Below are 20,535 nucleotides of genomic sequence, written 5' to 3'. Positions count from 1 at the left end.
CCAGCAGGCTGCCGCGTTGGCGGAAACCCCGTTCATTACCCTAGCCAAGTTTCAGGGGACTCCGCTAAGTTTCGATGATTTCGCCGGTGGTCATGTTGATGGCAGGGACCGCTGCAGCTTCCGGTCCGTCCGGCGCGAAGTGGTTCACGATGGCAACGGCAAGGGCAGGGCCGATACCCTTCGCCTGGGACAGCTCGGCGGCCGAGGCGGCCTTGACGCCCTTCACGGAACCAAAGTGGGCCAGCAGGGCTTTCCGCTTGGAGGCACCCAGCCCCGGCACACCGTCCAGGGCGGAGACGGTCATGGCCTTCCCCCGCTTTTGCCGGTGGAACGAAATGGCGAAGCGGTGGGCTTCGTCACGGATCCGCTGCAGCAGGTACAGCCCCTGGGATGTCCTGGGAAGGATGACCGGGAAGTCGCTGTCCGGCAGCCACACTTCCTCGAGCCGCTTGGCCAGGCCCACCACATAGACATCGTCAATGCCGAGATCGGCGAGGGCACGCGCTGCGGCGTTGACCTGGGGCTTGCCGCCGTCCACCACCACCAGGTTGGGCGGGTAGGCGAACTTGGCCCGCGGTGCAGGCGTGGTGGTATCCAGCAGGCCGGCCTGCGCTTCCTGTTCCTGTTCAGGCCCCTCTTCGAGCCCCACTGGGGCGCCGGCCAGGGCAGCCTCACCCACCTGCGCAGACTTGTCCTGCAGGTAGTGGCGGAACCGGCGGGTGAGGACGTCATGCATCGCGGCGGTGTCGTCCGCCGCTGCCGGTCCGGTGACGGAAAACTTCCGGTAATCCGATTTCTTGGGCAGCCCGTCCTCCACCACCACCATGGAGGCCACCACGTTGGTGCCTTGGACGTGCGAGACGTCGAAGCACTCGATCCGCAGCAGCGGCACGGGCAGGTCCAGCGCCTCCTGGAGTTCCTGCAATGCCTGCGACCTGACGGTGAGGTCCCCGGCGCGCCGGGTCTTGTGCAGCTTCAGGGCGTGCTCGGCATTCTCGCGCACCGTGGACATCAACGCGGCCTTGTCCCCGCGCTGCGGGACCCGGATATCAACCTTTGCCCCCCGCAGCCCGCCCAGCCACAGCGCCAATTCCTCGGTATTGCTGGGGGCCACGGGGACCAGGACCTCCCGCGGCAGCCTGCCATGGCTGTCGCCGTCCTCGCCGTACACCTGCTGCAGGAGATGCTCCACGAGGTCCGGGGTGGTGGAATCCTCCACCTTTTCAACCACCCAGCCACGCTGGCCGCGGATGCGCCCGCCGCGGACATGGAACACCTGGACCGCGGCTTCCAGTTCGTCTTCGTGCAGGGCGAAGATATCGGCGTCGGTGTCCTCCGCGAGGACCACGGCGTTGCGCTCAAACACTTTCCGCAGGGCGGTGATGTCATCGCGGACCCGGGCAGCGCGCTCGTAGTCAAGCTCGGCTACTGCTTCCGCCATCTGCTTTTCCAGCTTCGCGATGAAGCGCTTGGCCTCGCCTCCCATGAAGGCGCAGAAGTCCTCTGCCAGTGCCTGGTGGTCTTCCGGGGAGATCCTTCCCACGCATGGGGCGGAGCATTTATCGATATAGCCCAGGAGGCAGGGCCGGCCGCTGGCCTCGGCGCGCTTGAACACTCCGGCGCTGCAGCTGCGTACCGGAAAGACGCGCAGCAGGGTATCCATGGTCTCCCGGATGGCGCCTGCCGTGTAGGGGCCGAAGTAGCGGGTGCCTTTCCTCTTGTCGCCGCGCATCACTTGGACTCGGGGATACTTCTCGCCTATCGTGACGGCCAGGTAGGGGTAGGTCTTATCGTCACGGAACACCACGTTGAACCGCGGCTTGAATTCCTTGATCCAGGTGTATTCCAGCTGCAGCGACTCCAGTTCGCTGCCCACCACCGTCCACTCAACGCTGCTGGCCGCGTGGACCATGGCATAGGTCTTGGGCAGCAGGCCGGCAGGGTTGGCAAAGTAGGAGTTCAGCCGGGAACGGAGGCTCTTCGCCTTGCCTACATAGATGACGCGGCCGTGCGCATCACGGAAGCGGTACACCCCCGGGTTGGTGGGAATCTCTCCCGTCTTGGGCCGGTAACTTGCTGGATTTGCCACCTATCCAGTCTACTGAGGTGCGCCGGGTGCCTTTGCCACCCGGGGCACCTGCAGCCCTTAAATCCCGCTGGAATCCGACGTTATTCCGTGGCCTTGCTCTGGTTGTAGCTGGTGGAGCGTTCCTGGCCGCTGAGCTCGGCAATGGCGTCCATGATGCGGTCAGTCACTGCCCGCCGGGCCGGCAGCGAATGGTCCGGCCCCGTCTTGTCGAAGTACAGCGGCTCCCCCACTTTCATGGTGAAATGCTGCGGGCGTACCCCGCTCTCACCGGCGCGCTGGAGGTTTTCCGTGCCGATAAGTCCAACCGGAATCACCGGGGCCCCGGTGGTCAGCGCCAGCCATCCCACCCCGGTGCGTCCCCGGTAGAGGATGCCGTCACGGGAGCGGGTGCCTTCCGGGTAGATGCCGATTCCCTTGCCGGATTCCAGGATGTCCAGCAGGGTCTTGAGTGCCTGGACACTGGCGGCCTGCTCGCCCCGTTCCACGGGAATGGAACCCACGGATTCGAAAAAGGCCTTCATGACCTTGCCCTTGACGCCCCCGGTTGTGAAGTATTCGGCCTTCGCGAAAAAGGCAACGGGGCGGGGCATCAGGGCCTGCACAATCACGCTGTCGAAGAATGACAGATGGTTCGGGGCCACAATGAACGGCCCGTCGGCAGGAACGTTTTCAAGGCCGACGACGGTGGGCCGGCAGGTGCCCGAGATCAGGCTGCGGGTGGTCCAGCGGACAGCATCAAACATTGCCATCGTTGGTCACCTCCCCCATCGCCGCGGAGTGGATGGCCTGCATCCGCCGGATAAGCTCCGCCAGGCCCTCGGCGGTTTCCACGACGGCCACCGCACCGGCCTCTTCGAGTTCGCCGTCGGGGGCAAAGCCCCAGGCCACGCCGATGCAGTCCAGGCCGTTGGCGGTGGCACCCGAAACATCCTGCGCCCGGTCCCCCACCATCACCGCATGCCGTGTGTTCAGGTCCTTCAAGGCAGCGGCGATGATCTCTGTCTTGCCGAGCGGAACCCCCTGCACCGCGCTTTCGTCATCCGCGGAGCCATGGATGCCGTGGAACAGAACGTCGATTCCATGGTGTGCCAGCACCGTGCGGGCAAGGCCCTGCGGTTTCTGGGTGGCAACAGCCACCGGGAGCCCGGCTTCCGCATAGGACTCCAGGACTTCACGGACGCCCGGGTAGATCCGGCTTTGCGCGATCCCGGTGGCCACGTAGTACTCGCGGTACAGGCGGATGACCTCGTCCAGCAGGTCCGCCGGCACATTTGCCACATTCAGCAGGGAATCGCTGAGTTTCGGGCCGATCATCGCGTGGAGCAGGTCCTGGCCGGGAACGGGAAGCCCCACGGCGTTCAGGGCAAAAGAGATTCCGTCTGTTATTCCACCGGCCGGATCGACAAGAGTGCCGTCCAGGTCAAAGATCACGGGCACTGTTGTTTGAGTCACCGGGTTAGTTTCTCACGACACCACTCGTGCCTGAAACTCGCATACGCGCAACGGCATACGTTTTGAATACTTCCGAAAAAATCGCCCTGCTCCTACAGGATTTCCGCGAGGAACGCGGCTGTGTGGCTGGCAGTGGACTTGGCCAGCTCCTCCGGCGTTCCTGACGCCACAATCTGGCCGCCGCCGGAGCCGCCGTCCGGCCCGAGGTCCACGATCCAGTCCGCACTCTTAATGACGTCCAGGTTGTGTTCGATGGTTATCACGGTGTTGCCCTTGTCCACCAGCCCCTGGAGGACCATCAGCAGCTTGCGGATGTCCTCGAAGTGCAGTCCGGTGGTGGGCTCGTCCAGCACGTAGACGCTGCGCCCGTTGGACCGCTTCTGGAGTTCAGCGGCGAGTTTCACGCGCTGGGCCTCACCGCCGGACAGCGTGGTGGCGGGCTGGCCCAGGCGGACGTAGCCCAGGCCGACGTCCACGAGGGTGTTGAGGTGCCGGGCGATGGGCGAGAAGGCAGCGAAAAACTCGGCGCCTTCCTCGATGGGCATGTTCAGGACGTCCGCGATGGTCTTGCCCTTGTAATGCACTTCGAGTGTCTCCCGGTTGTACCGCGCACCATGGCACACCTCGCAGGGGACGTAGACGTCGGGCAGGAAGTTCATCTCGATCTTCAGCGTGCCGTCACCCGAGCAGGCTTCGCAGCGGCCTCCCTTGACGTTGAACGAGAACCGGCCGGGCAGGTACCCGCGTACTTTCGCTTCGGTGGTTTCCGCGAACAGCTTGCGGATGTTGTCGAACACGCCCGTGTAGGTGGCGGGGTTGGAGCGGGGGGTGCGCCCGATGGGGCTTTGGTCCACGTGGACCACCTTGTCGAGGTGTTCCAGGCCCTGGACGGTCTTGTGCCGGCCCGCTACCTGTTTGGCGCCGTTGAGCTTGTTGGCCAGCACCTTGTAGAGGATCTCATTGACCAACGTGGACTTACCGGAGCCGCTCACCCCCGTGACCGCGGTGAAAAGCCCCAGCGGGAACGCGGCGTCGACGTTGAGGAGGTTGTTCTCCCTCGCGCCCACCACCTTCAGCTCACGCTTTTTGTCGTACTTGCGGCGTTTCTTCGGGACCTCGATCTTCTTGCGCCCGGACAGGTAGTCGCCGGTGAGGGAGGCGGTGTTGGCCAGCAGGTCCTTGTAGGAGCCGGAATGGACCACCTGGCCACCGTGCTCGCCAGCGCCGGGTCCGATGTCCACGATCCAGTCGGCCACGTGGATGGTGTCTTCGTCGTGCTCAACCACGATGAGCGTATTTCCCATGTCGCGGAGCCTGGTAAGGGTGTCGATCAGCCGCCGGTTGTCCCGCTGGTGCAGCCCGATCGATGGTTCGTCCAGCACATACAGGACGCCTACCAGGCCGGAGCCGATCTGGGTGGCAAGGCGGATGCGCTGGGCCTCGCCACCGGAAAGGGTGGCGGACGGACGCTCGAGGTTCAGGTATTCCAGCCCGACGTCGAGCAGGAAGGTCAGCCGGGCCTGGATCTCCTTCAGGACCTGGTGGGCAATCTGTGCTTCCCGGCCCGTCAGGACCAGGTTGTTCAGGAACTCTGCGCAGTCGCGCATGGGCAGGGCGGCGACGTCTGCAATGGACTTGCCGTTGATCAGCACCGACAGGGAGGCCGGGTTGAGGCGCGCCCCGTTGCAGGCCGGGCAGGGGATCTGCCGCATGTACTCTTCGTAGCGGTCGCGGGCCCAGTCGGAGTCCGTTTCGCCGTGCTTGCGGTGGACGTACTGGATGGCGCCTTCGAATCCGGTACTGTACTTCCGCTCCCGGCCGAAGCGGTTGCGGTACTGCACCACAACCTTGTGGTCCTTGCCGTGCAGGACGGTCTGGCGCACGTCCTTGCCAAGCTTCTCCCACGGCGTGTCCATGGAGAAACCGAGTTCCTTCGCGAGGCCTTCCAGGAGCCTGTTCCAGTATTCAGTGGTGGCTGTGCCAAGCGACCACGGAGCGATGGCTCCCTCGGCCAGTGAGAGTTCCGGGTTGGGGACGATGAGTTCCTCGTCCACCTCCAGCTTGGTGCCGATGCCGCTGCAGGCCGCGCAGGCGCCGAAGGGGTTGTTGAACGAAAAGGACCTGGGCTCGATCTCGTCGATGGCAAGGGGGTGCTCGTTGGGGCAGGCCAGGTTTTCGGAGAAGGCCCGCAGCCGGCTGGGATCGTCCGCTTCGAGGTCCACGAACTCTGCAAGGACGCGGCCCTCGGCCAGGCCAAGCGCGGTCTCAATGGAGTCGGTGAGCCGCTGGCTGATGCCTTCCTTGACCACCAGCCTGTCCACCACCACCTCGATGGTGTGCTTGAACTGCTTGCCCAGCTTGGGCGGGTCGCTTAGCTGGACCAGGTTCCCGTCAACGCGTGCACGGGAGTAGCCCTTTGCGGTCAGTTCCTTGAAGAGGTCAACGAATTCGCCCTTGCGGCCACGCACCACCGGGGCCAGGACCTGGAAACGGGTACCCTGGTCAAGCTCCAGCAGCTGGTCAACGATCTGCTGGGGCGTCTGTTTGGCCACAGGCTCGCCGCACACTGGGCAGTGGGGCCGGCCCACACGGGCCCAGAGCAGGCGCATGTAGTCGTAGATTTCGGTGATGGTGCCCACCGTGGAACGCGGGTTCTTGCTGGTGGACTTCTGGTCGATGGAGACCGCCGGCGACAGGCCCTCAATGAAGTCGACGTCCGGCTTGTCCACCTGGCCCAGGAACTGGCGCGCATAGGCGGACAGCGATTCGACGTAGCGCCGTTGGCCCTCTGCGAAAATGGTGTCGAAAGCCAGGGAGGACTTCCCGGATCCTGACAGCCCGGTAAAGACGATCATCGCGTCCCGGGGCAGGTCGAGGTCCACGTTCCGCAGGTTATGCTCCCGCGCCCCTTTGACGACGAGGCGGGAGAGGTCCGGGCGGCGTGGTGCGGCGGCGGGTGCTGCTGCGACGGAAACGGGGTGGACGGCTGTTTCTTCGGCTACGGCTTTAGGCACCCCCCTATGCTAATCGAAAACTTCTTCGAACATCCACGCAGGGCGGTCAGCCGGCGTCGTATGCGGCGGCCAGCAGCTTCACCGCCTCGGCGAACGTGGCGCCCTGCGCTTTGGCCGCGGCGGCGTAGGCTGCCGCGGCGGCTGAGAGCCCGCCGAGACGTTCGTCACGTGCGCACACCGTTGTACCGTTCCTGCCGTGGGTGGCAACGATTCCGGCGGCTTCGAGCTCCTTGTAGGCACGGGCCACCGTGTGCGGAGCCACATCCAAGCGCTCGGCCAGGGCCCTGACGGCGGGCAGCCGGGTCCCTGGCGGGAGGGCTCCGTTGTCTACCAGGTGGATGACCTGGAGCCGCAGCTGTTCAAACAGCGCCACCGAGCTGGCGGTGTTGGGTTTCCATGTTCCGGGGAAGCCGGATGCGGGCATCAAAGGCCGGCCTCAAGTGCGTCGGCACGTCCGGGCCGGGCGGAGAATTGTGCGTTGTGAAGCCGGGCGTAGTAGCTGTTGGCGGGTAGAAGGCTTTGGTGCGTGCCCTGCTCGACTATGCGGCCGTGATCCATGACCAAGATTAGATCAGCGTTACGGCCTGTGGACAAACGGTGGGCTATCACACAGCTCGTCCGTCCTCCCTGATGGTTCCGGCGAAGAGCCACCCGTCCTGGTGCACCACCCCGAACTGCTCCCCGAGGCGGTCCCGGGGAATCGCCGGACCTATCCTCATTGCTGCGACTGGAGTGTGAAGATCGTCCAGCCGTTCGATTCGTCACTGGTTCTTGCACCCCACGGCAAAGATCCTTCGAAACGGAAAGACGGTTCCATGCTCCGTTTGTGGATAGGCTTCCCGCAGCGCGGCTGCGTACTCCGCCTCGAATTCCGCGCCCTCCGCCGGGGAAAGGGCGGCAAGGACGGGGCGGAGCGCCGTGCCGCGGACCCACTCCAGGACGGCATCCCTGCCGGGCAGCACCTGAAGGTAGGTTGTCTCCCAGGCATCAGCCGAGAACCCGGCGTCGAGCATGAGACGGAGGTACTCCGCAGGCTCGCCCACCGACTCGCCGCCCCGCAGCACCCCGCCGAGCTTCGGCGCCCACCGTTGTGCGCCCGCCAGCCCGCGCAACAACGCATGGGACGGGGCGTTGAAGTTCCCCGGGACCTGGAGCGCGAACCAGGCACCGGGGCGCAGGGCATCCAGCCACGTCCGCATCATGTCCTGGTGGCCCGGCAGCCACTGCAGGGCAGCATTGCTGACCACCACATCGGTCTGCCCCGAGGGCTTCCACTCCGAAATGTCCGCCAGCTCGAAGCGCAGGGACGGGTTTTCTTCCGACTGCCCGGCGGCTTTGGCGAGCATCTCCTCCGATGAATCAAGGCCAACCACGTCGGAACCGGGCCAGCGGTCCGCGAGCGTGGCCGTCAGGTTCCCTGGCCCGCAGCCCAGGTCCACCACCTGGACGGGCCGGTCCGCCCGGACCCTGCCGGTCAGGTCGAAAAAGGGCCGGTCCCGGTAGTCCCCGAACTGGACATATTTCGCCGGATCCCACTTCATATCCATCTCCGCATTCTGGTGCCGTCTTCTGTACCGCGAAGCTTAACCGGGGCGGGGCGGAATCCCGGGCACGGCAGGGCACTAAGCTGGCAATCAATGAAACTCGTTGACCAGCTGCCCCATCTGCCCGCCTCCGTCCGTACTGTGGGCGTGGATCCCGACGACCTCTACACGCGGTTCGTTGAGTGGACGGAAAGCCGGGGATTGGCCCTTTATCCCGCACAGGACGAAGCCATTATGGAGCTGGCCACGGGGTCCAACGTCATCCTGGCCACCCCCACCGGGTCCGGAAAATCCCTCGTGGCCATCGCCGCCCACTTCCAGGCCATGGCCCAGGGCCAGCGGAGCTACTACACCGCGCCGATCAAGGCACTGGTCTCCGAAAAGTTCTTTGCCCTGTGCGATATTTTCGGCGCCGAGAACGTGGGAATGATCACGGGCGACTCCGGCGTCAACCAGGATGCGCCGATCATCTGCTGCACGGCCGAGATCCTGGCCAACACCGCCCTCCGTGAAGGCGCAGCCGCGGAACTCGGCACGGTGATCATGGACGAGTTCCATTTCTATTCGGACCCGCAGCGCGGCTGGGCGTGGCAGGTTCCCCTGCTGGAGCTCCCCCGGGCGCAATTCCTCCTGATGTCCGCCACGCTGGGCGACGTCAGCCGGTTCGAGGAAGGCCTGTCAACGCTGACGGGCCGCGCCACCACCACGGTGAGCTCCGCGGAACGGCCCATTCCGCTGCATTACTACTACCACGAGACCCCCGTGCACGAGACGCTGGAGGAGCTGCTCTCCACCAGACAGGTGCCGGTCTACGTGGTGCATTTCAGCCAGATTGAGGCAATCGACCGCGCCCAGACCCTGATGAGCATCAACGTCTGCACCCGCGAGGAGAAGGACAAGATCGCAGAGCTGATCGCCAACTTCCGGTTCGCCGCAGGTTTCGGCAAGACCCTGAACCGGCTGGTCCGCCACGGCATAGGCGTGCACCATGCGGGCATGCTGCCGAAGTACCGCCGGCTCGTGGAGCAGCTGGCCCAGGCGGGGCTGCTGAAGGTCATCTGCGGCACCGACACCCTGGGCGTGGGAATCAACGTGCCCATCCGCACTGTCCTGCTCACGGCACTGAGCAAGTACGACGGCGTCCGCACCCGGCTGCTTAACTCCCGTGAGTTCCACCAGATTGCGGGCCGAGCCGGCCGGGCAGGTTACGACACCGCCGGGACAGTGGTGGTCCAGGCGCCCGAACACGTGACGGAGAACGTCAAGGCAATGGCCAAGGCCGTGGCCAAATTCGGCGATGACCAGAAGAAGCTGCGGCAGGTGGTGAAGAAGAAGCCGCCGGAGGGGTTCGTGAGCTGGGGCGAGCCTACGTTCAAGCGGCTCGTCGAGTCGGTGCCGGACCCGCTGACCTCCAGCTTCACGGTTACGCACGCGATGCTGATGAACCTGATGGAGCGGCCGGGGGACCCGTTTACGGCCGCCCGCCGCCTCCTGACGGAAAACCACGAGACCCGGTCCTCCCAGCTGCAGCTCATGAAGAAGGCACTGGGCATCTACCGCGAGCTGCTCGCGGCCGAGGTAGTGGAGCGGATTCCTGCACAAGAGCAGGGACCCGACGGCCGTACTGTCCGGCTGACTGTCCACCTTCAGCCGAACTTCGCACTCAACCAACCGCTGTCCCCCTTCGCACTGGCCGCACTTGAACTCCTGGACCCGGACTCGCCGTCGTACGCCCTGGACGTGGTGTCCGTGATCGAGGCGACCCTGGAGAAGCCGCGGCAGATTCTTTCAGCCCAGCAGAAGAAGGCCCGCGGCGAGGCGGTGGCCGCCATGAAGGCCGACGGCATCGAGTACGACCAGCGGATGGCCATGCTCGAGGAAGTGTCTTATCCCCAGCCATTGGCGGAGATTCTCGGGGAAGCCTTCGAGGTGTACCGGAAGGCCGCACCCTGGGTGGGCGACTTCGAGCTCGCCCCCAAGTCCGTGGTCCGGGACATGTACGAGCGTGCCATGAACTTTGGCGAGTTCGTGCAGTTCTACGGACTGGCCCGATCCGAGGGGATAGTCCTGCGCTACCTCGCCGATGCCTTCAAGGCCCTGCGGCAGACTGTTCCCCAGGACATGCTGCGCGACGATTTGGAGGACCTGGTTGCCTGGCTGGGCGAGTTGGTCCGACAGGTGGACTCCAGCCTCCTGGACGAATGGGAGGAACTGGCCTCGGGCGCCGCCCCCACCCCGCACGACGCGCCTCCGCCGCCCCCGCCCTCGCTCACGTCCAACATCCGGGCCTTCCGGGTAATGGTGCGCAACGAGCTGTTCCGCCGTGTGGAGCTGTTCGCCGACGAGGATGCGGCCGCGCTGGGGGAACTCGACGGCGCAGCCGGCTGGGGCGCCGAGCGCTGGGAAGACGCCCTTGACGACTACTTTGACGAACACGACGACATCGGGACCGGGCCGGACGCCCGGGGACCGGCCCTGCTCATCATCACGGAGGAAAAGGACCGGTGGAAGGTCCGGCAGATCTTCGACGATCCCGCCGGGAACCATGACTGGGGGATTTCCGCCGAGGTGGACCTGGCTGCCTCGGACGAAACCGGAACGGCCGTGATCAGGGTGACTGAGGTCAACCGGCTCTGAACGCTGCCAGCGCCTGCCGGGTGCCGACGGTAAGCTCGAACAATGAGTGTAATCCGCCCCGCAACCCCGCAAGACGTACCCGCAATCCTCAGGATGATCCGCGAATTGGCGAACTACGAAAAGGAACCTGACGCCGTCCGGAACACTCCCGCGATGCTGCAGCAGGTGCTGTTCGGAGAGAACCCGCGCGTGTTCGCTGCCATGGCAGAGAACGGGGCCGGCGAAGTCGAGGGGTTCGCTTTGTGGTTCCTGAACTATTCCACCTGGGAAGGCGTGCACGGCATCTACCTGGAGGACCTTTACGTTAGCCCGGAGGCCCGCGGCGAAGGACACGGAAAGGCCCTGCTCCAGCACCTCGCCGCCATCGCCGTGGAGAACGGCTACGCCAGGGTGGAGTGGAGCGTCCTTGACTGGAATGAGCCGTCCATCAACTTCTACCGGCGCCTCGGCGCGAAGCCAATGGACGGGTGGTCCACCTTCCGGCTTACCGGCCAGGCCCTCGAACAGTTCGGCAATGCCGTCCCCGCCGCCGCCAATGGCTAGTGCAGGGATGCCACCGCCGGCAGGCCCGGCGGTCGGGGCAAGGCACGAGGTAAGGGCGAAGCACCAGTTCCGCGGGATGCGGACCACGGAGCACGTCTTCACAGTGCCGCTGGACCACGCTTCGCCCTCGGGCGAAACAATTTCCGTTTTTGCCCGGGAGTACGTTTCGGCCGCACACAGCGAGGACCAGGCCGCGGATCTCCCTTGGCTCCTGTTCCTCCAGGGCGGTCCCGGCGGGCGCGGCAACAGGTTTGGCTCGCTGGGCGGCTGGAGCAAAGCGGCCGCCAAGGACTTCCGGATCCTGATGCTGGACCAGCGCGGAACGGGGCTGTCCACGCCCGCGGACCGGAACACCCTGCCGCTGCGGGGATCCGCCGCGGACCAGGCCGCGTACCTGGAGCATTTCCGTGCCGATTCCATCGTGGCCGACGCCGAGCTGATCCGGGATGCCTTGGGGGCCGGCCCGTGGACGGTGTACGGCCAGAGCTACGGAGGATTCTGCGCACTGACGTACCTGTCCTTTGCTCCGGAGGGCCTGAGGGAGGTCCTGGTGACTGGCGGCCTTGCGCCGCTGGCCGGCCCGGCCGACGCCGTGTATCGGGCCACGTTCCAGCGCGTAGCGGCCCGCAACGCCGAGTACTTCGGCTGGTACCCGGAGGACCGGGACATCGTAGACCGGATAGCCCGCCACCTCCGGAGCACTCCGGAATTCCTGCCCGACGGCGGCCCGCTCACCGTGGAGCGCTTCCAGATGGTGGGTTCCTTCCTCGGCGGGAATACGCGCGTGGACAGCCTGCATCACCTGCTGGAGGACGCCTTCACCGAAACAGCGGAAGGCGCCCGGCTCTCGGATGCCTTCCTGGACCAGGTGCAGGCCATCGTCTCGCGCCGGTCGAATCCCCTCTACGCCCTGATGCACGAATCCATCTACGGCCAGGGGCAGGCGACCGGCTGGGCCGCCTGGCGGGTCCTGGCGGACTATCCGGAATTCCGGCCGGATGCCGAGCCGCTGCTGTTGACGGGGGAAATGGTTTATCCGTGGTACTTCGAACAGGACCCTGCGCTTGAGCCCCTCCGGGACGTGGCGGACCTGCTTGCAGCCAAAGCGGACTGGAAGCCGCTCTACGATGTTGCCCAGCTGGGGGCGAACACCGTTCCGGTGGCTGCCGCCGTCTACTCGGACGACATCTATGTGGACCGGAAACTCTCCCTTGAAACGGCGTCCGCGGTGCGCGGGCTGCAGGTCTGGGAGACCGGAGACTTCCACCACGATGGCATCGCCGACGACGGCGAGGCGATCTTCGCCAGGCTGCTGGGTATGGCACGGTCAGGCGGGCGCTGACCCGCGCCGGCCGGCCGCCACGGTCACGAACGCCGCGGCCAGGACGGCTGCGCCCACCACGCCGCCCAGCAGGTTCAGGCCCAGGTAGCCGATCCAGCTGAGGACCAGGCCGGACACCGCCCCGCCCACGGCCCCGGCTGCACCCATGAGCATGTCCGAAACCCCCTGCACCACTACCCGGGCGTCCTGGCCGACGCTCTCTGCGAGCAGGGTGGAGCCGGACACCGTGGCGGCGGACCAGCCCAGGCCCAGCAAAACCAGTCCTGCCGCCACCGCCCCCGTGGATGCCTGGCCGAATCCGGCAACAGCCACGGCAGTAATCAGCAGGGTGAAGCCAATCATGATGGTCTGCGCCCTGCCGGCCCTGTCCGTCAGCCAGCCCATCACCGGAGACAATGCGAACATCCCGGCTATGTGCAGCGAAATGGTGAAACCGATGATCACCAGGACGTCACCGGACGCTGCGTGGCCGGCGTGGCTCGCTCCCGGCCCTTCCACCAGTTCCTGCAGGTGAAGCGGGGTCATGGACATCACGCCCACCATCACGGCGTGGGCGCCGACGACGGCGGCCACTGCCAGGAGAGCGGTCCGGGAGCCGCGTATGGCCCGCAGTCCGCGGACCAGCGAGCCGCCGACGCGATTTGCCTGCCCGTTGGTGCGCGCCCCCGTGCCGCCGCCCCCCGATGCTGCCGGCGTTTGCTGTGGTGTGGCGGCGGCTCCGGTGCCCGCCTGCTGCAGGGCAAGTTCCCGGGCCAGCAGCAGCGGATCCGGCCGCAGCCCGGCAAAAAGCAGGACGTTCGCCAGGAGGAGGCCCGCGGCCGCAATCACGAAGGGCCCTGCAACGGGTGGAAGGCCCAGCGCCTGTCCCACCACGGTGCCGGGCTGGATGAGGTTGGGCCCGGCGACGGCGCCAACGGTGACGGCCCAGACCACGGCGGACAGGGCCCTGCCGCGGTGTTCCGGATCCGCAAGGTCGACGGCGGCGAACCGTGCCTGCAGGCTCGCGGCGGTACCCACTCCGATGCCGGCAGCGCCGAGCACCAGCAGGATGAAAAGGCCTGACACCACCGCGAGCACCATCAGGACTGTGCCTGCGAGGGCCACGGACAGCCCGGCCACCTGGCCGATCCGGCGTCCCCGGCGGTCCGCCAGCGAGGCAAGCGGCAGGGCCGCCAGCGCGGCGCCGAGGGTCATGACTGTGGCGACTGCGCCGGCCCAGGCGCTCGACCCGGACAGTTCGACAGCGAGGATGGACCCGATGGAAACCGTGGCACCGGTGCCGATTCCGCCAAAAATCTGGGCCGCGCTCAGCAGCACCACCGTGCGCCGCTGCACGAGGCGCACCCGTTGGTCCGATATCAGGGTGGGGGCCATGGTCCGAGCATAGTCCTCCCCTTGGCGCTTCCTACAGAGGGGATTTAAGGCGACAATCCCGGCCGCGGACACGGCCGGGATTGTCCGGTTCAGGAGGACCAGGGACGCCTACTCGGCGTCGCTGTGGCTCCTCCGGGCATCTTCCTCGAGCCGGGGGTCCAGGTGCGCTTCCTTGGCCTTGGAGCTGACAAGGCTGGCGATCACCGCAATGACGATAGTGCCAACGATGACGCCCAGGGAAACGAACGTGGGGATTTCGGGAGCCCATTCAATGTGCTGCCCGCCGTTGATGAACGGTAGCTCGTTGACGTGCATGGCGTGCAGGACCAGCTTGACGCCGATGAACGCGAGGATGAAGGATAGCGCGTGCTTCAGGTAGATCAGCCGGTTCATGAGGCCGCCGAGGAGGAAGTACAGCTGGCGCAGGCCCATCAGGGCGAACAGGTTGGCCGTAAATACGATGAAGGGGCTCTGGGTGAGGCCGAAGATGGCGGGAATGGAGTCGACGGCGAAGAGCAGGTCCGTGAGGCCGATGGTGATGAACACGATCAGCATGGGGGTGAAGACCTTCTTGCCGTTCACTGTGGTGCGCAGCTTGCCGCCGTCGAACTTCTCCGCCATGGGGATGACCTTGCGGATCTTGGCGATCAGCGGGTTCTCCCGGTCTTCTTCGTCTTCGCCTTCATCCTGGGCCTGCTTCCAGGCGGTCCACAGCAGGAACGCACCGAAGATGTAGAACACCCAGCTGAACTGCTCGATCACGATGGCGCCGAGCAGGATGAAGATCCCGCGCAGGATCAGGGCGATGATGATGCCCACCATCAGGACTTCCTGCTGGTACTTCCGGGGCACCGAGAAGCGGGCCATGATGATGATGAAGACAAACAGGTTGTCGATGCTGAGGCTGTACTCGGTGACCCAGCCGGCAACGAACTGGCCGCCGTATTCAGGGCCGGTGAAAGCAAACATGGCGCCGGCGAACACGAGGGCGAGGCTGACGTAGAACGCCACCCACAGGCCGGCTTCCTTCATGGAAGGTTCATGGGGCCGGCGGACCACCAGGAGAAGGTCGATCAGGAGAATCAGGCCGAGGGCGACAAGAGAGCCGACCTCGAACCAGACGGGCAATTCGAGCACAGGGTAGCCTTTCGCAGGGTACAGAGATGCGGTGTAAGTCTCTCCGGCCTGCCTGCGCACTTGGTGCTGAAACGGCGGCCCGCTACGCCCGGCGGGGCAACCATGCCCTGCGTGTTGACGATCGTAGCGCTCGGGATACTCCCCTACGTGACGTTAACTCTACCCTAGGCGGGCCGTCCGCCTGTCCCCCATTGATGTTTGTGTCAGGCGTGCCCGGCAGCCTGCATCTGGCGCAGTTCCTTCTTCAGCTCGCTGACCTCGTCCCTGATCCTGGCCGCCACTTCGAACTGCAGTTCGGCGGCAGCGCCGTGCATCTGCTCCGTCAGCTGTTCGATCAGGCCCACCAGGTCCTCGGCCGGCGCCGCGGCCAGGCCGTCTTTGCGGACCTGGGCGGCACCCTTCGCCGCCGACTTCCGCTTCCCGCCCTTGGCCAGCCGGTTGTTGTTCAGCAGCTCCTGGGTGTCGGCGTCTTCCTTGGCCAGCTGGTCCGTGATGTCGGCGATCTTCTTCCGCAGCGGCTGCGGATCCACGCCATGTTCGGTGTTGTAGGCAACCTGGATGGCGCGGCGCCGGTTTGTCTCGTCGATGGCCTGCGCCATGGAGTCCGTGATGCGGTCGGCGTACATGTGCACCTGGCCGGAGACGTTGCGGGCAGCGCGGCCGATCGTCTGGATCAGGGACGTGGACGACCGCAGGAAGCCTTCCTTGTCGGCGTCGAGGATGCTGACAAGGGACACCTCGGGAAGGTCCAGGCCCTCCCTGAGCAGGTTGATGCCCACCAGGACGTCGAACCGGCCCATCCGGAGTTCGCGCAGCAGCTCCACGCGCCGCAGGGTGTCAACGTCGGAGTGCAGGTACTCCACCTTGATGCCATGCCCGAGGAGGTAGTCCGTGAGGTCCTCGGCCATCCGCTTGGTCAGGGTAGTGACCAGGATGCGCTCGTTCTTGTCCGTACGGGCCTTGATCTCCCCCAGCAGGTCGTCGATCTGGCCCTTGGTGGGCTTGACCACCACCTCGGGATCGATGAGGCCCGTGGGGCGGATGATCTGCTGCACGAAGCCGTCGGCCTTGCCTAGTTCATACTTGCCCGGAGTGGCGGAGAGGTAGACAGTCTGGCCAACGCGTTGCAGGAATTCGTCCCATTTCAGCGGCCTGTTGTCCATTGCCGAGGGCAGGCGGAAGCCGAAGTCCACCAGGTTCCGTTTGCGGGACATGTCGCCTTCGTACATGGCGCCGATCTGCGGGATAGTCACGTGGGACTCGTCCACCACCAAGAGGAAGTCGTCCGGGAAGTAGTCCAGGAGGCAGTGCGGAGCAGTTCCCGGAGCGCGGCCGTCGATGTGCGCCGAGTAGTTCTCGATGCCATTGCAGAAGCCCATCTGCTGCATCATTTCGAGGTCGTACATGGTCCGCATCCGGAGCCGCTGCGCTTCCACCAGCTTGTTCTGGCTTTCCAGTACCTTCAGCCGATCGGCAAGCTCATCCTCGATCCGCTTGATGGCCCGGGACATCCGCTCGGGCCCGGCCACGTAGTGCGAGGCGGGGAAGACGTACATTTCCTCTTCGTCGCGGATCACTTCACCGGTCAGGGGGTGGAGCGTCTGGATATTCTCAATTTCATCCCCGAAGAACTCAATCCGGATGGCCAGTTCCTCGTACATCGGGATGATCTCCACAGTGTCCCCGCGGACGCGGAAAGTACCCCGATGAAAGTCCATGTCGTTGCGGGCGTACTGCATGGACACGAATTTCCGGAGGAGGTCGTCACGGTTCATCTCCGCCCCCTTGCGGAGCGTGACCATTCCTGCGATGTATTCCTCGGGAGTGCCCAGGCCGTAGATGCAGGACACAGTGGCGACGACGATCACGTCCCGGCGGGTCAGCAGGGCGTTGGTGGCGGAGTGGCGGAGCCTCTCCACTTCCTCGTTGATGGAGGAGTCCTTCTCGATGAAGGTGTCAGTCTGGGCGACATAGGCCTCGGGCTGGTAGTAGTCGTAGTAGGAAACGAAGTACTCCACCGCGTTGTTGGGCAGCAGCTCGCGGAATTCGTTGGCCAGCTGCGCCGCCAGGGTCTTGTTCTGGACCATCACCAGGGTGGGCCGCTGCACTTGCTCGATCAGCCAGGCGGTGGTGGCGCTCTTGCCGGTACCCGTGGCACCTAGCAGTACCACGTCCTTTTCACCGTTCTTGATGCGCTCCGTCAGTTCGGCGATGGCGGCGGGCTGGTCGCCCGCGGGCTTGAATTCGCTGATGACCTCGAAAGGCGCCACAACACGGTTGATATCCTGCGCAAGGCTCATGGATCTAATCTACAACCGGGCACCGACACTAAGAGGGCCGTCCATTACGGGCGAACAGCGCGGGGCCCGCGGACGGCATCAGGGCGCGTACGACGGCGGCGCCCACCCGGTTTCCTCGGCCCACGCGGACATGAGGGGCCAGGCAACGTCCGTGAACCACGGCTCCTTGGCCTCGGCGTACGCCCTGGTGCCCGCCGAGCCGGCAAAGCGTCCCGCAAGATCCGCCTTATGCCGTGCGTACAGCGTGCGTGCGGACGGGTTATCCATCAGCCAGTCCCGGAACATCAGCGCATAGCGCCATCCGGGCGAGCCGGCGACGCGGACGTGGATGTTCACCGGACGCCCCGGGTCCGCGTTGGCATGGAACCGTTTCTGCCACTGCCCGGGATCCGGCGCCGTCGGCTTGGGCGTATCGGACCCGGCACCGGGCACCAAGGGGAACCCGGCTGCCGCCAGCAGGGGTGCAGCACTGTCTGCAGCGGCCAGGCCGGGTACCGCAACCTGCAGGTCTATGACGTCCTTGGCAGCGAGCCCGGGGACGGACGTGGAGCCGATGTGGTCCACCGCCAGGATGAGCCCGGGGGCCGCGGTCTTCAGCCTCGCGGAGATCCTGGCTGCCTCCTTGGCCCATTCCTCCCGATACGGCTCCAGGACAGGACCGCAGTTCCTCGGCGCACGCTTGCCCGCGGCGAGGTTGCGGGCGAAGGGCACCAGCCGGCCGTCCCAGAGCCGGTCCACCTGGTCCAGCAGGTGCTGCACGCTGCCGGAATTGTCCAGGACGACGTCAGCCGCGGCCAGCCGTTCGTCCCGTGTTGCCTGCGCAGCCATCCGCGACAGTGCATCCTCTCGCGTCATCCCGCGGTGCTCCAGCATCCGCTGCAGCCGTACGTCATCCGGCGCGTCCACCACCAACACCAGGTGGAAATCGGTCCCCTGCCCGGTTTCCACCAGCAGAGGGATGTCCTGCACCACCACGGCATCTCCTGCCGCCGCTTCCGCGATAGCCGCCGCCCGCGACCGGACCAGGGGGTGGACGATTCGGTTCAGCACTGAGAGCCGTGCCGGATCTCCAAAGACAAGGGCGCCGAGCTTGGGACGGTCAAGCCGGCCGTCGGCGCCAAGGACATCCCGGCCAAACTCTGCCACGACGCGGTTCAGGCCTTCGGTGCCCGGCTCCACCACTTCACGGGCCAGTGCATCAGCATCCACGAGCACCGCCCCGCGTTCTTTCAGGCGCAAGGCAACCACTGACTTTCCGGAGGCGATGCCGCCCGTCAACCCGATCTTGAGCATCACACCACCCTAATCCCCCGGCCCCGGTCCAGGTCCACGGTGCGTCTCCTGAAGCGCCATGCACTGGACCCGGCCGGCAATCATCCGGACAACCGCACCCGGGGCCTAAAAAGTCGCCGAGCTGCTGCAGAGTGCGGATTTCCTCTTCACTGGTAAGGCGCGGCTATCGAATGTGCCTGCACATCCGTCCCGCCCTCCGCCGTCGTCGAAGAAGCATTTGCCGGCGCGGCCATCACTCCTGAGAAACCAGCTGCGGCAACAGCTGCGGTGGAAAGGAACAGCTTCCTCTTTTTGGCTCCATCAGACTGCTTGCTTTCCACCGGCGCAGTCCGGCCACGTGGGCAGAAATCCGGTGATTTCCTTTGTATACCTGTTTGATGCGTGCTGCGGTTTGACGCTTCGACCCGCTTCATGGCCGCGCTCCCTTTGCTGTTCGGAATACTATTGCTGGTCCCGTGTCTTGGTGTTCCAAGATTCCCGCCGGCGCCTTAATCGATCCTTAATCGCAGAGCCCAAACCTCTACTCCAGCCCTTGCCCGGCCAGGGGAACTTGGGCCTAGACTGGGCCGGGTGCAAGAGGAAGACAGCAGGGCCACGGGGTACACCACCTTGGCGGCCGGACCCGATTTCCGCCACGAGCTCGAGATCAAGCGCTCCCGATTCATCACCGTCCTGCGCCGCGCCGGCACCGAAGAATCGGCACGGGACCTGGTGGCAGGCCTCCGCCGCGAGTTCCACGACGCCCGGCATCACTGCTCGGCGTTCATCATTGGCCCGGACCGGGACATCCAGCGTTCCAATGACGACGGCGAGCCCTCTGGCACGGCAGGCCTTCCGATGCTTGAGGCCCTGGCCAAAAGGGAGACACTCCCCGGGGTGGCCGACCTCAGCGACGTCAGTGCCGTCGTCGTGCGTTACTTCGGTGGCGTCCTGCTGGGCGCCGGCGGCCTGGTGCGGGCCTACTCGGAGTCCGTCTCCTCGGCGCTGGCCCTGGCGCCGATGGTGCGCCGCAGCCGGCTGCGGATCTGTTCGGCGGAAGTCGCGCATACGGCGGCAGGCAGGCTGGAGAACGACCTGCGCGCCGCGGGCTTCGTGATGGCTGGAACCAGCTACGGTCCCGGGCACACGGTTCTTCGCATTGCCGTGCCGGACGAGGCCGCCGCCATCACAGCTGCTGCCGAACGCCTCCAGGTCCTGACCGCCGGCGGCACTGTCCTGGTGCCGGAAGGAACGGAGTGGGTGGATGTCCCGCTTACCTGAGGTGTCCCTGGTGGATGTCGACGAAAGGGTGCTGGAACAGCTCCTGGACCTCGCCAAGCGGGACGCCTCGCCGGATGAGGTCGCTCCCCCGGTCGGCGGACCGGGCTGGAACCTGGAACGTACAGCCTGGTTCTTCAGTTACCACCGTGCCGCCGCGGAAGGCCTGGATGGGAAGGCGGGAGAGAAGTCCTGGGGGATCCTTGCCGGTGGCGCCCTTGCCGGCTCCATCCGGCTCAAGCGCGTCCACGTCGGCAATGGACCGGACACCGCAGAGACGGGGATCTGGCTCGGCAGGAGCTTTCGGGGCTGCGGCATCGGAAGCGCGGCGCTTCGCCTGCTCCTGGCGGAGGCCCGCACCGCCGGAATCGCTGCGGTGACCGCCCGCACCCTGGCCGGAAACCCCGCCGCCCAGCGAATCCTCGCCGGCGCCGGGGCCATCCTTACGCCCGACGACGACGGAACGGTGCGCGCCGTCGTCGCACTCCCAACTGACTAGCAGCAAACGCACCGAAAATCGGGTATGGCAGCGTTAAGTGCCAGACAGTCGCTG

At 65.7% G+C, this 20,535-nt stretch carries 16 protein-coding genes and 1 pseudogene; 5 read left to right on the top strand and 12 right to left on the bottom strand.

From position 1 onward, the window contains the following. Positions 1 to 64: 64 nt before the first annotated feature. From uvrC to C3B78_RS09770, 7 genes and pseudogenes are all read right to left on the bottom strand, one after another. On the bottom strand, positions 65 to 2,089 hold the full coding sequence (gene uvrC / locus C3B78_RS09800; RefSeq protein ID WP_104997900.1) for an excinuclease ABC subunit UvrC: 2,025 nt from the start codon (positions 2,087 to 2,089) through the stop codon (positions 65 to 67). A gap of 80 nt (positions 2,090 to 2,169) precedes the next feature. Next, positions 2,170 to 2,838, bottom strand: a complete 669-nt coding sequence (locus tag C3B78_RS09795; RefSeq protein WP_104997899.1) for a lysophospholipid acyltransferase family protein — start codon at positions 2,836 to 2,838, stop codon at positions 2,170 to 2,172. Continuing rightward, the gene (locus tag C3B78_RS09790; protein WP_104997898.1) at positions 2,825 to 3,541 is read right to left on the bottom strand and encodes an HAD hydrolase-like protein; all 717 of its coding nucleotides are present in this window, start codon (positions 3,539 to 3,541) and stop codon (positions 2,825 to 2,827) included. Before C3B78_RS09790 ends, C3B78_RS09795 begins: the two co-directional genes overlap by 14 nt. Before the next feature lie 92 nt (positions 3,542 to 3,633). Then, positions 3,634 to 6,555 (bottom strand): excinuclease ABC subunit UvrA, encoded by a 2,922-nt coding sequence (gene uvrA / locus C3B78_RS09785; protein ID WP_104997897.1) that lies wholly within the window; start codon positions 6,553 to 6,555, stop codon positions 3,634 to 3,636. 46 nt (positions 6,556 to 6,601) lie between these two features. After that, positions 6,602 to 6,979: a GntR family transcriptional regulator gene (locus C3B78_RS09780; protein WP_104997896.1), complete on the bottom strand. Its 378-nt coding sequence runs from the start codon at positions 6,977 to 6,979 to the stop codon at positions 6,602 to 6,604. Next, a pseudogene (locus C3B78_RS20060) lies at positions 6,979 to 7,179 on the bottom strand (ABC transporter ATP-binding protein); the annotation flags it as partial. The gene C3B78_RS09780 and the pseudogene C3B78_RS20060, both read right to left, overlap by 1 nt. A gap of 137 nt (positions 7,180 to 7,316) precedes the next feature. Further along, positions 7,317 to 8,096, bottom strand: a complete 780-nt coding sequence (locus C3B78_RS09770) for a trans-aconitate 2-methyltransferase (RefSeq protein ID WP_104999730.1) — start codon at positions 8,094 to 8,096, stop codon at positions 7,317 to 7,319. Between the two features lie 96 nt (positions 8,097 to 8,192). Here C3B78_RS09770 and C3B78_RS09765 point away from each other — a divergent pair, with 96 nt between their 5' ends. From C3B78_RS09765 to C3B78_RS09755, 3 genes are all read left to right on the top strand, one after another. Next, positions 8,193 to 10,736 carry a DEAD/DEAH box helicase gene (locus tag C3B78_RS09765; RefSeq protein ID WP_104997895.1) on the top strand — a complete coding sequence of 848 codons (2,544 nt, stop codon included), beginning with the start codon at positions 8,193 to 8,195 and terminating at the stop codon, positions 10,734 to 10,736. A 42-nt stretch (positions 10,737 to 10,778) separates the two neighbouring features. Next, on the top strand, positions 10,779 to 11,279 hold the full coding sequence (locus tag C3B78_RS09760; protein ID WP_104997894.1) for a GNAT family N-acetyltransferase: 501 nt from the start codon (positions 10,779 to 10,781) through the stop codon (positions 11,277 to 11,279). A gap of 76 nt (positions 11,280 to 11,355) precedes the next feature. After that, positions 11,356 to 12,621 carry an alpha/beta fold hydrolase gene (locus C3B78_RS09755; protein ID WP_104997893.1) on the top strand — a complete coding sequence of 422 codons (1,266 nt, stop codon included), beginning with the start codon at positions 11,356 to 11,358 and terminating at the stop codon, positions 12,619 to 12,621. Here the strand turns inward: C3B78_RS09755 and C3B78_RS09750 are convergent. The 5 genes from C3B78_RS09750 to C3B78_RS19690 form a co-directional block, all read right to left on the bottom strand. Continuing rightward, positions 12,607 to 13,995, bottom strand: coding sequence for an MFS transporter (locus tag C3B78_RS09750; RefSeq protein ID WP_104997892.1), 1,389 nt, complete (start codon positions 13,993 to 13,995; stop codon positions 12,607 to 12,609). The two genes, C3B78_RS09755 and C3B78_RS09750, sit on opposite strands and share 15 nt — an antisense overlap. A gap of 108 nt (positions 13,996 to 14,103) precedes the next feature. Next, positions 14,104 to 15,132, bottom strand: coding sequence for a TerC family protein (locus C3B78_RS09745; RefSeq protein ID WP_104997891.1), 1,029 nt, complete (start codon positions 15,130 to 15,132; stop codon positions 14,104 to 14,106). A 203-nt stretch (positions 15,133 to 15,335) separates the two neighbouring features. Next, complete coding sequence (gene uvrB, locus C3B78_RS09740) at positions 15,336 to 17,432, bottom strand: excinuclease ABC subunit UvrB (RefSeq protein ID WP_104997890.1); 2,097 nt, start codon at positions 17,430 to 17,432, stop codon at positions 15,336 to 15,338. Between the two features lie 78 nt (positions 17,433 to 17,510). After that, positions 17,511 to 18,725 carry a dephospho-CoA kinase gene (gene coaE, locus C3B78_RS09735; protein ID WP_104997889.1) on the bottom strand — a complete coding sequence of 405 codons (1,215 nt, stop codon included), beginning with the start codon at positions 18,723 to 18,725 and terminating at the stop codon, positions 17,511 to 17,513. Positions 18,726 to 18,871: 146 nt separating this feature from the next. Further along, on the bottom strand, positions 18,872 to 19,138 hold the full coding sequence (locus C3B78_RS19690) for a hypothetical protein (protein WP_158677235.1): 267 nt from the start codon (positions 19,136 to 19,138) through the stop codon (positions 18,872 to 18,874). A gap of 157 nt (positions 19,139 to 19,295) precedes the next feature. On the opposite strand from C3B78_RS19690, the gene C3B78_RS09730 reads away from it, so the two are divergent. Together C3B78_RS09730 and C3B78_RS09725 are read left to right on the top strand one after the other, a co-directional pair. After that, positions 19,296 to 19,985, top strand: coding sequence for an IMPACT family protein (locus C3B78_RS09730; RefSeq protein ID WP_104997888.1), 690 nt, complete (start codon positions 19,296 to 19,298; stop codon positions 19,983 to 19,985). Next, positions 19,969 to 20,481 (top strand): GNAT family N-acetyltransferase, encoded by a 513-nt coding sequence (locus C3B78_RS09725; protein WP_104997887.1) that lies wholly within the window; start codon positions 19,969 to 19,971, stop codon positions 20,479 to 20,481. Before C3B78_RS09730 ends, C3B78_RS09725 begins: the two co-directional genes overlap by 17 nt. Positions 20,482 to 20,535 lie beyond the last annotated feature (54 nt).

Origin of the sequence: Arthrobacter sp. PGP41 (genome assembly GCF_002953935.1) — a bacterium.
Classification (GTDB): Bacteria; Actinomycetota; Actinomycetes; order Actinomycetales; family Micrococcaceae; genus Arthrobacter.
Note: the sequence above shows the minus strand (reverse complement) of the source record. Positions and strands in the feature narration are given on the sequence as shown.

Coding starts and splice junctions, on each gene's coding strand:
- C3B78_RS09795 (WP_104997899.1), bottom strand. CDS start 2,838: ATGGCAATGTTTGATGCTGTCCGCTGGACCACCCGCAGCCTGATCTCG.
- C3B78_RS09780 (WP_104997896.1), bottom strand. CDS start 6,979: ATGCCCGCATCCGGCTTCCCCGGAACATGGAAACCCAACACCGCCAGC.
- C3B78_RS09770 (WP_104999730.1), bottom strand. CDS start 8,096: ATGAAGTGGGATCCGGCGAAATATGTCCAGTTCGGGGACTACCGGGAC.
- C3B78_RS09765 (WP_104997895.1), top strand. CDS start 8,193: ATGAAACTCGTTGACCAGCTGCCCCATCTGCCCGCCTCCGTCCGTACT.
- C3B78_RS09760 (WP_104997894.1), top strand. CDS start 10,779: ATGAGTGTAATCCGCCCCGCAACCCCGCAAGACGTACCCGCAATCCTC.
- C3B78_RS09755 (WP_104997893.1), top strand. CDS start 11,356: ATGCGGACCACGGAGCACGTCTTCACAGTGCCGCTGGACCACGCTTCG.
- C3B78_RS09750 (WP_104997892.1), bottom strand. CDS start 13,995: ATGGCCCCCACCCTGATATCGGACCAACGGGTGCGCCTCGTGCAGCGG.
- uvrB (WP_104997890.1), bottom strand. CDS start 17,432: ATGAGCCTTGCGCAGGATATCAACCGTGTTGTGGCGCCTTTCGAGGTC.
- coaE (WP_104997889.1), bottom strand. CDS start 18,725: ATGCTCAAGATCGGGTTGACGGGCGGCATCGCCTCCGGAAAGTCAGTG.
- C3B78_RS19690 (WP_158677235.1), bottom strand. CDS start 19,138: ATGAAGCGGGTCGAAGCGTCAAACCGCAGCACGCATCAAACAGGTATA.
- C3B78_RS09725 (WP_104997887.1), top strand. CDS start 19,969: ATGTCCCGCTTACCTGAGGTGTCCCTGGTGGATGTCGACGAAAGGGTG.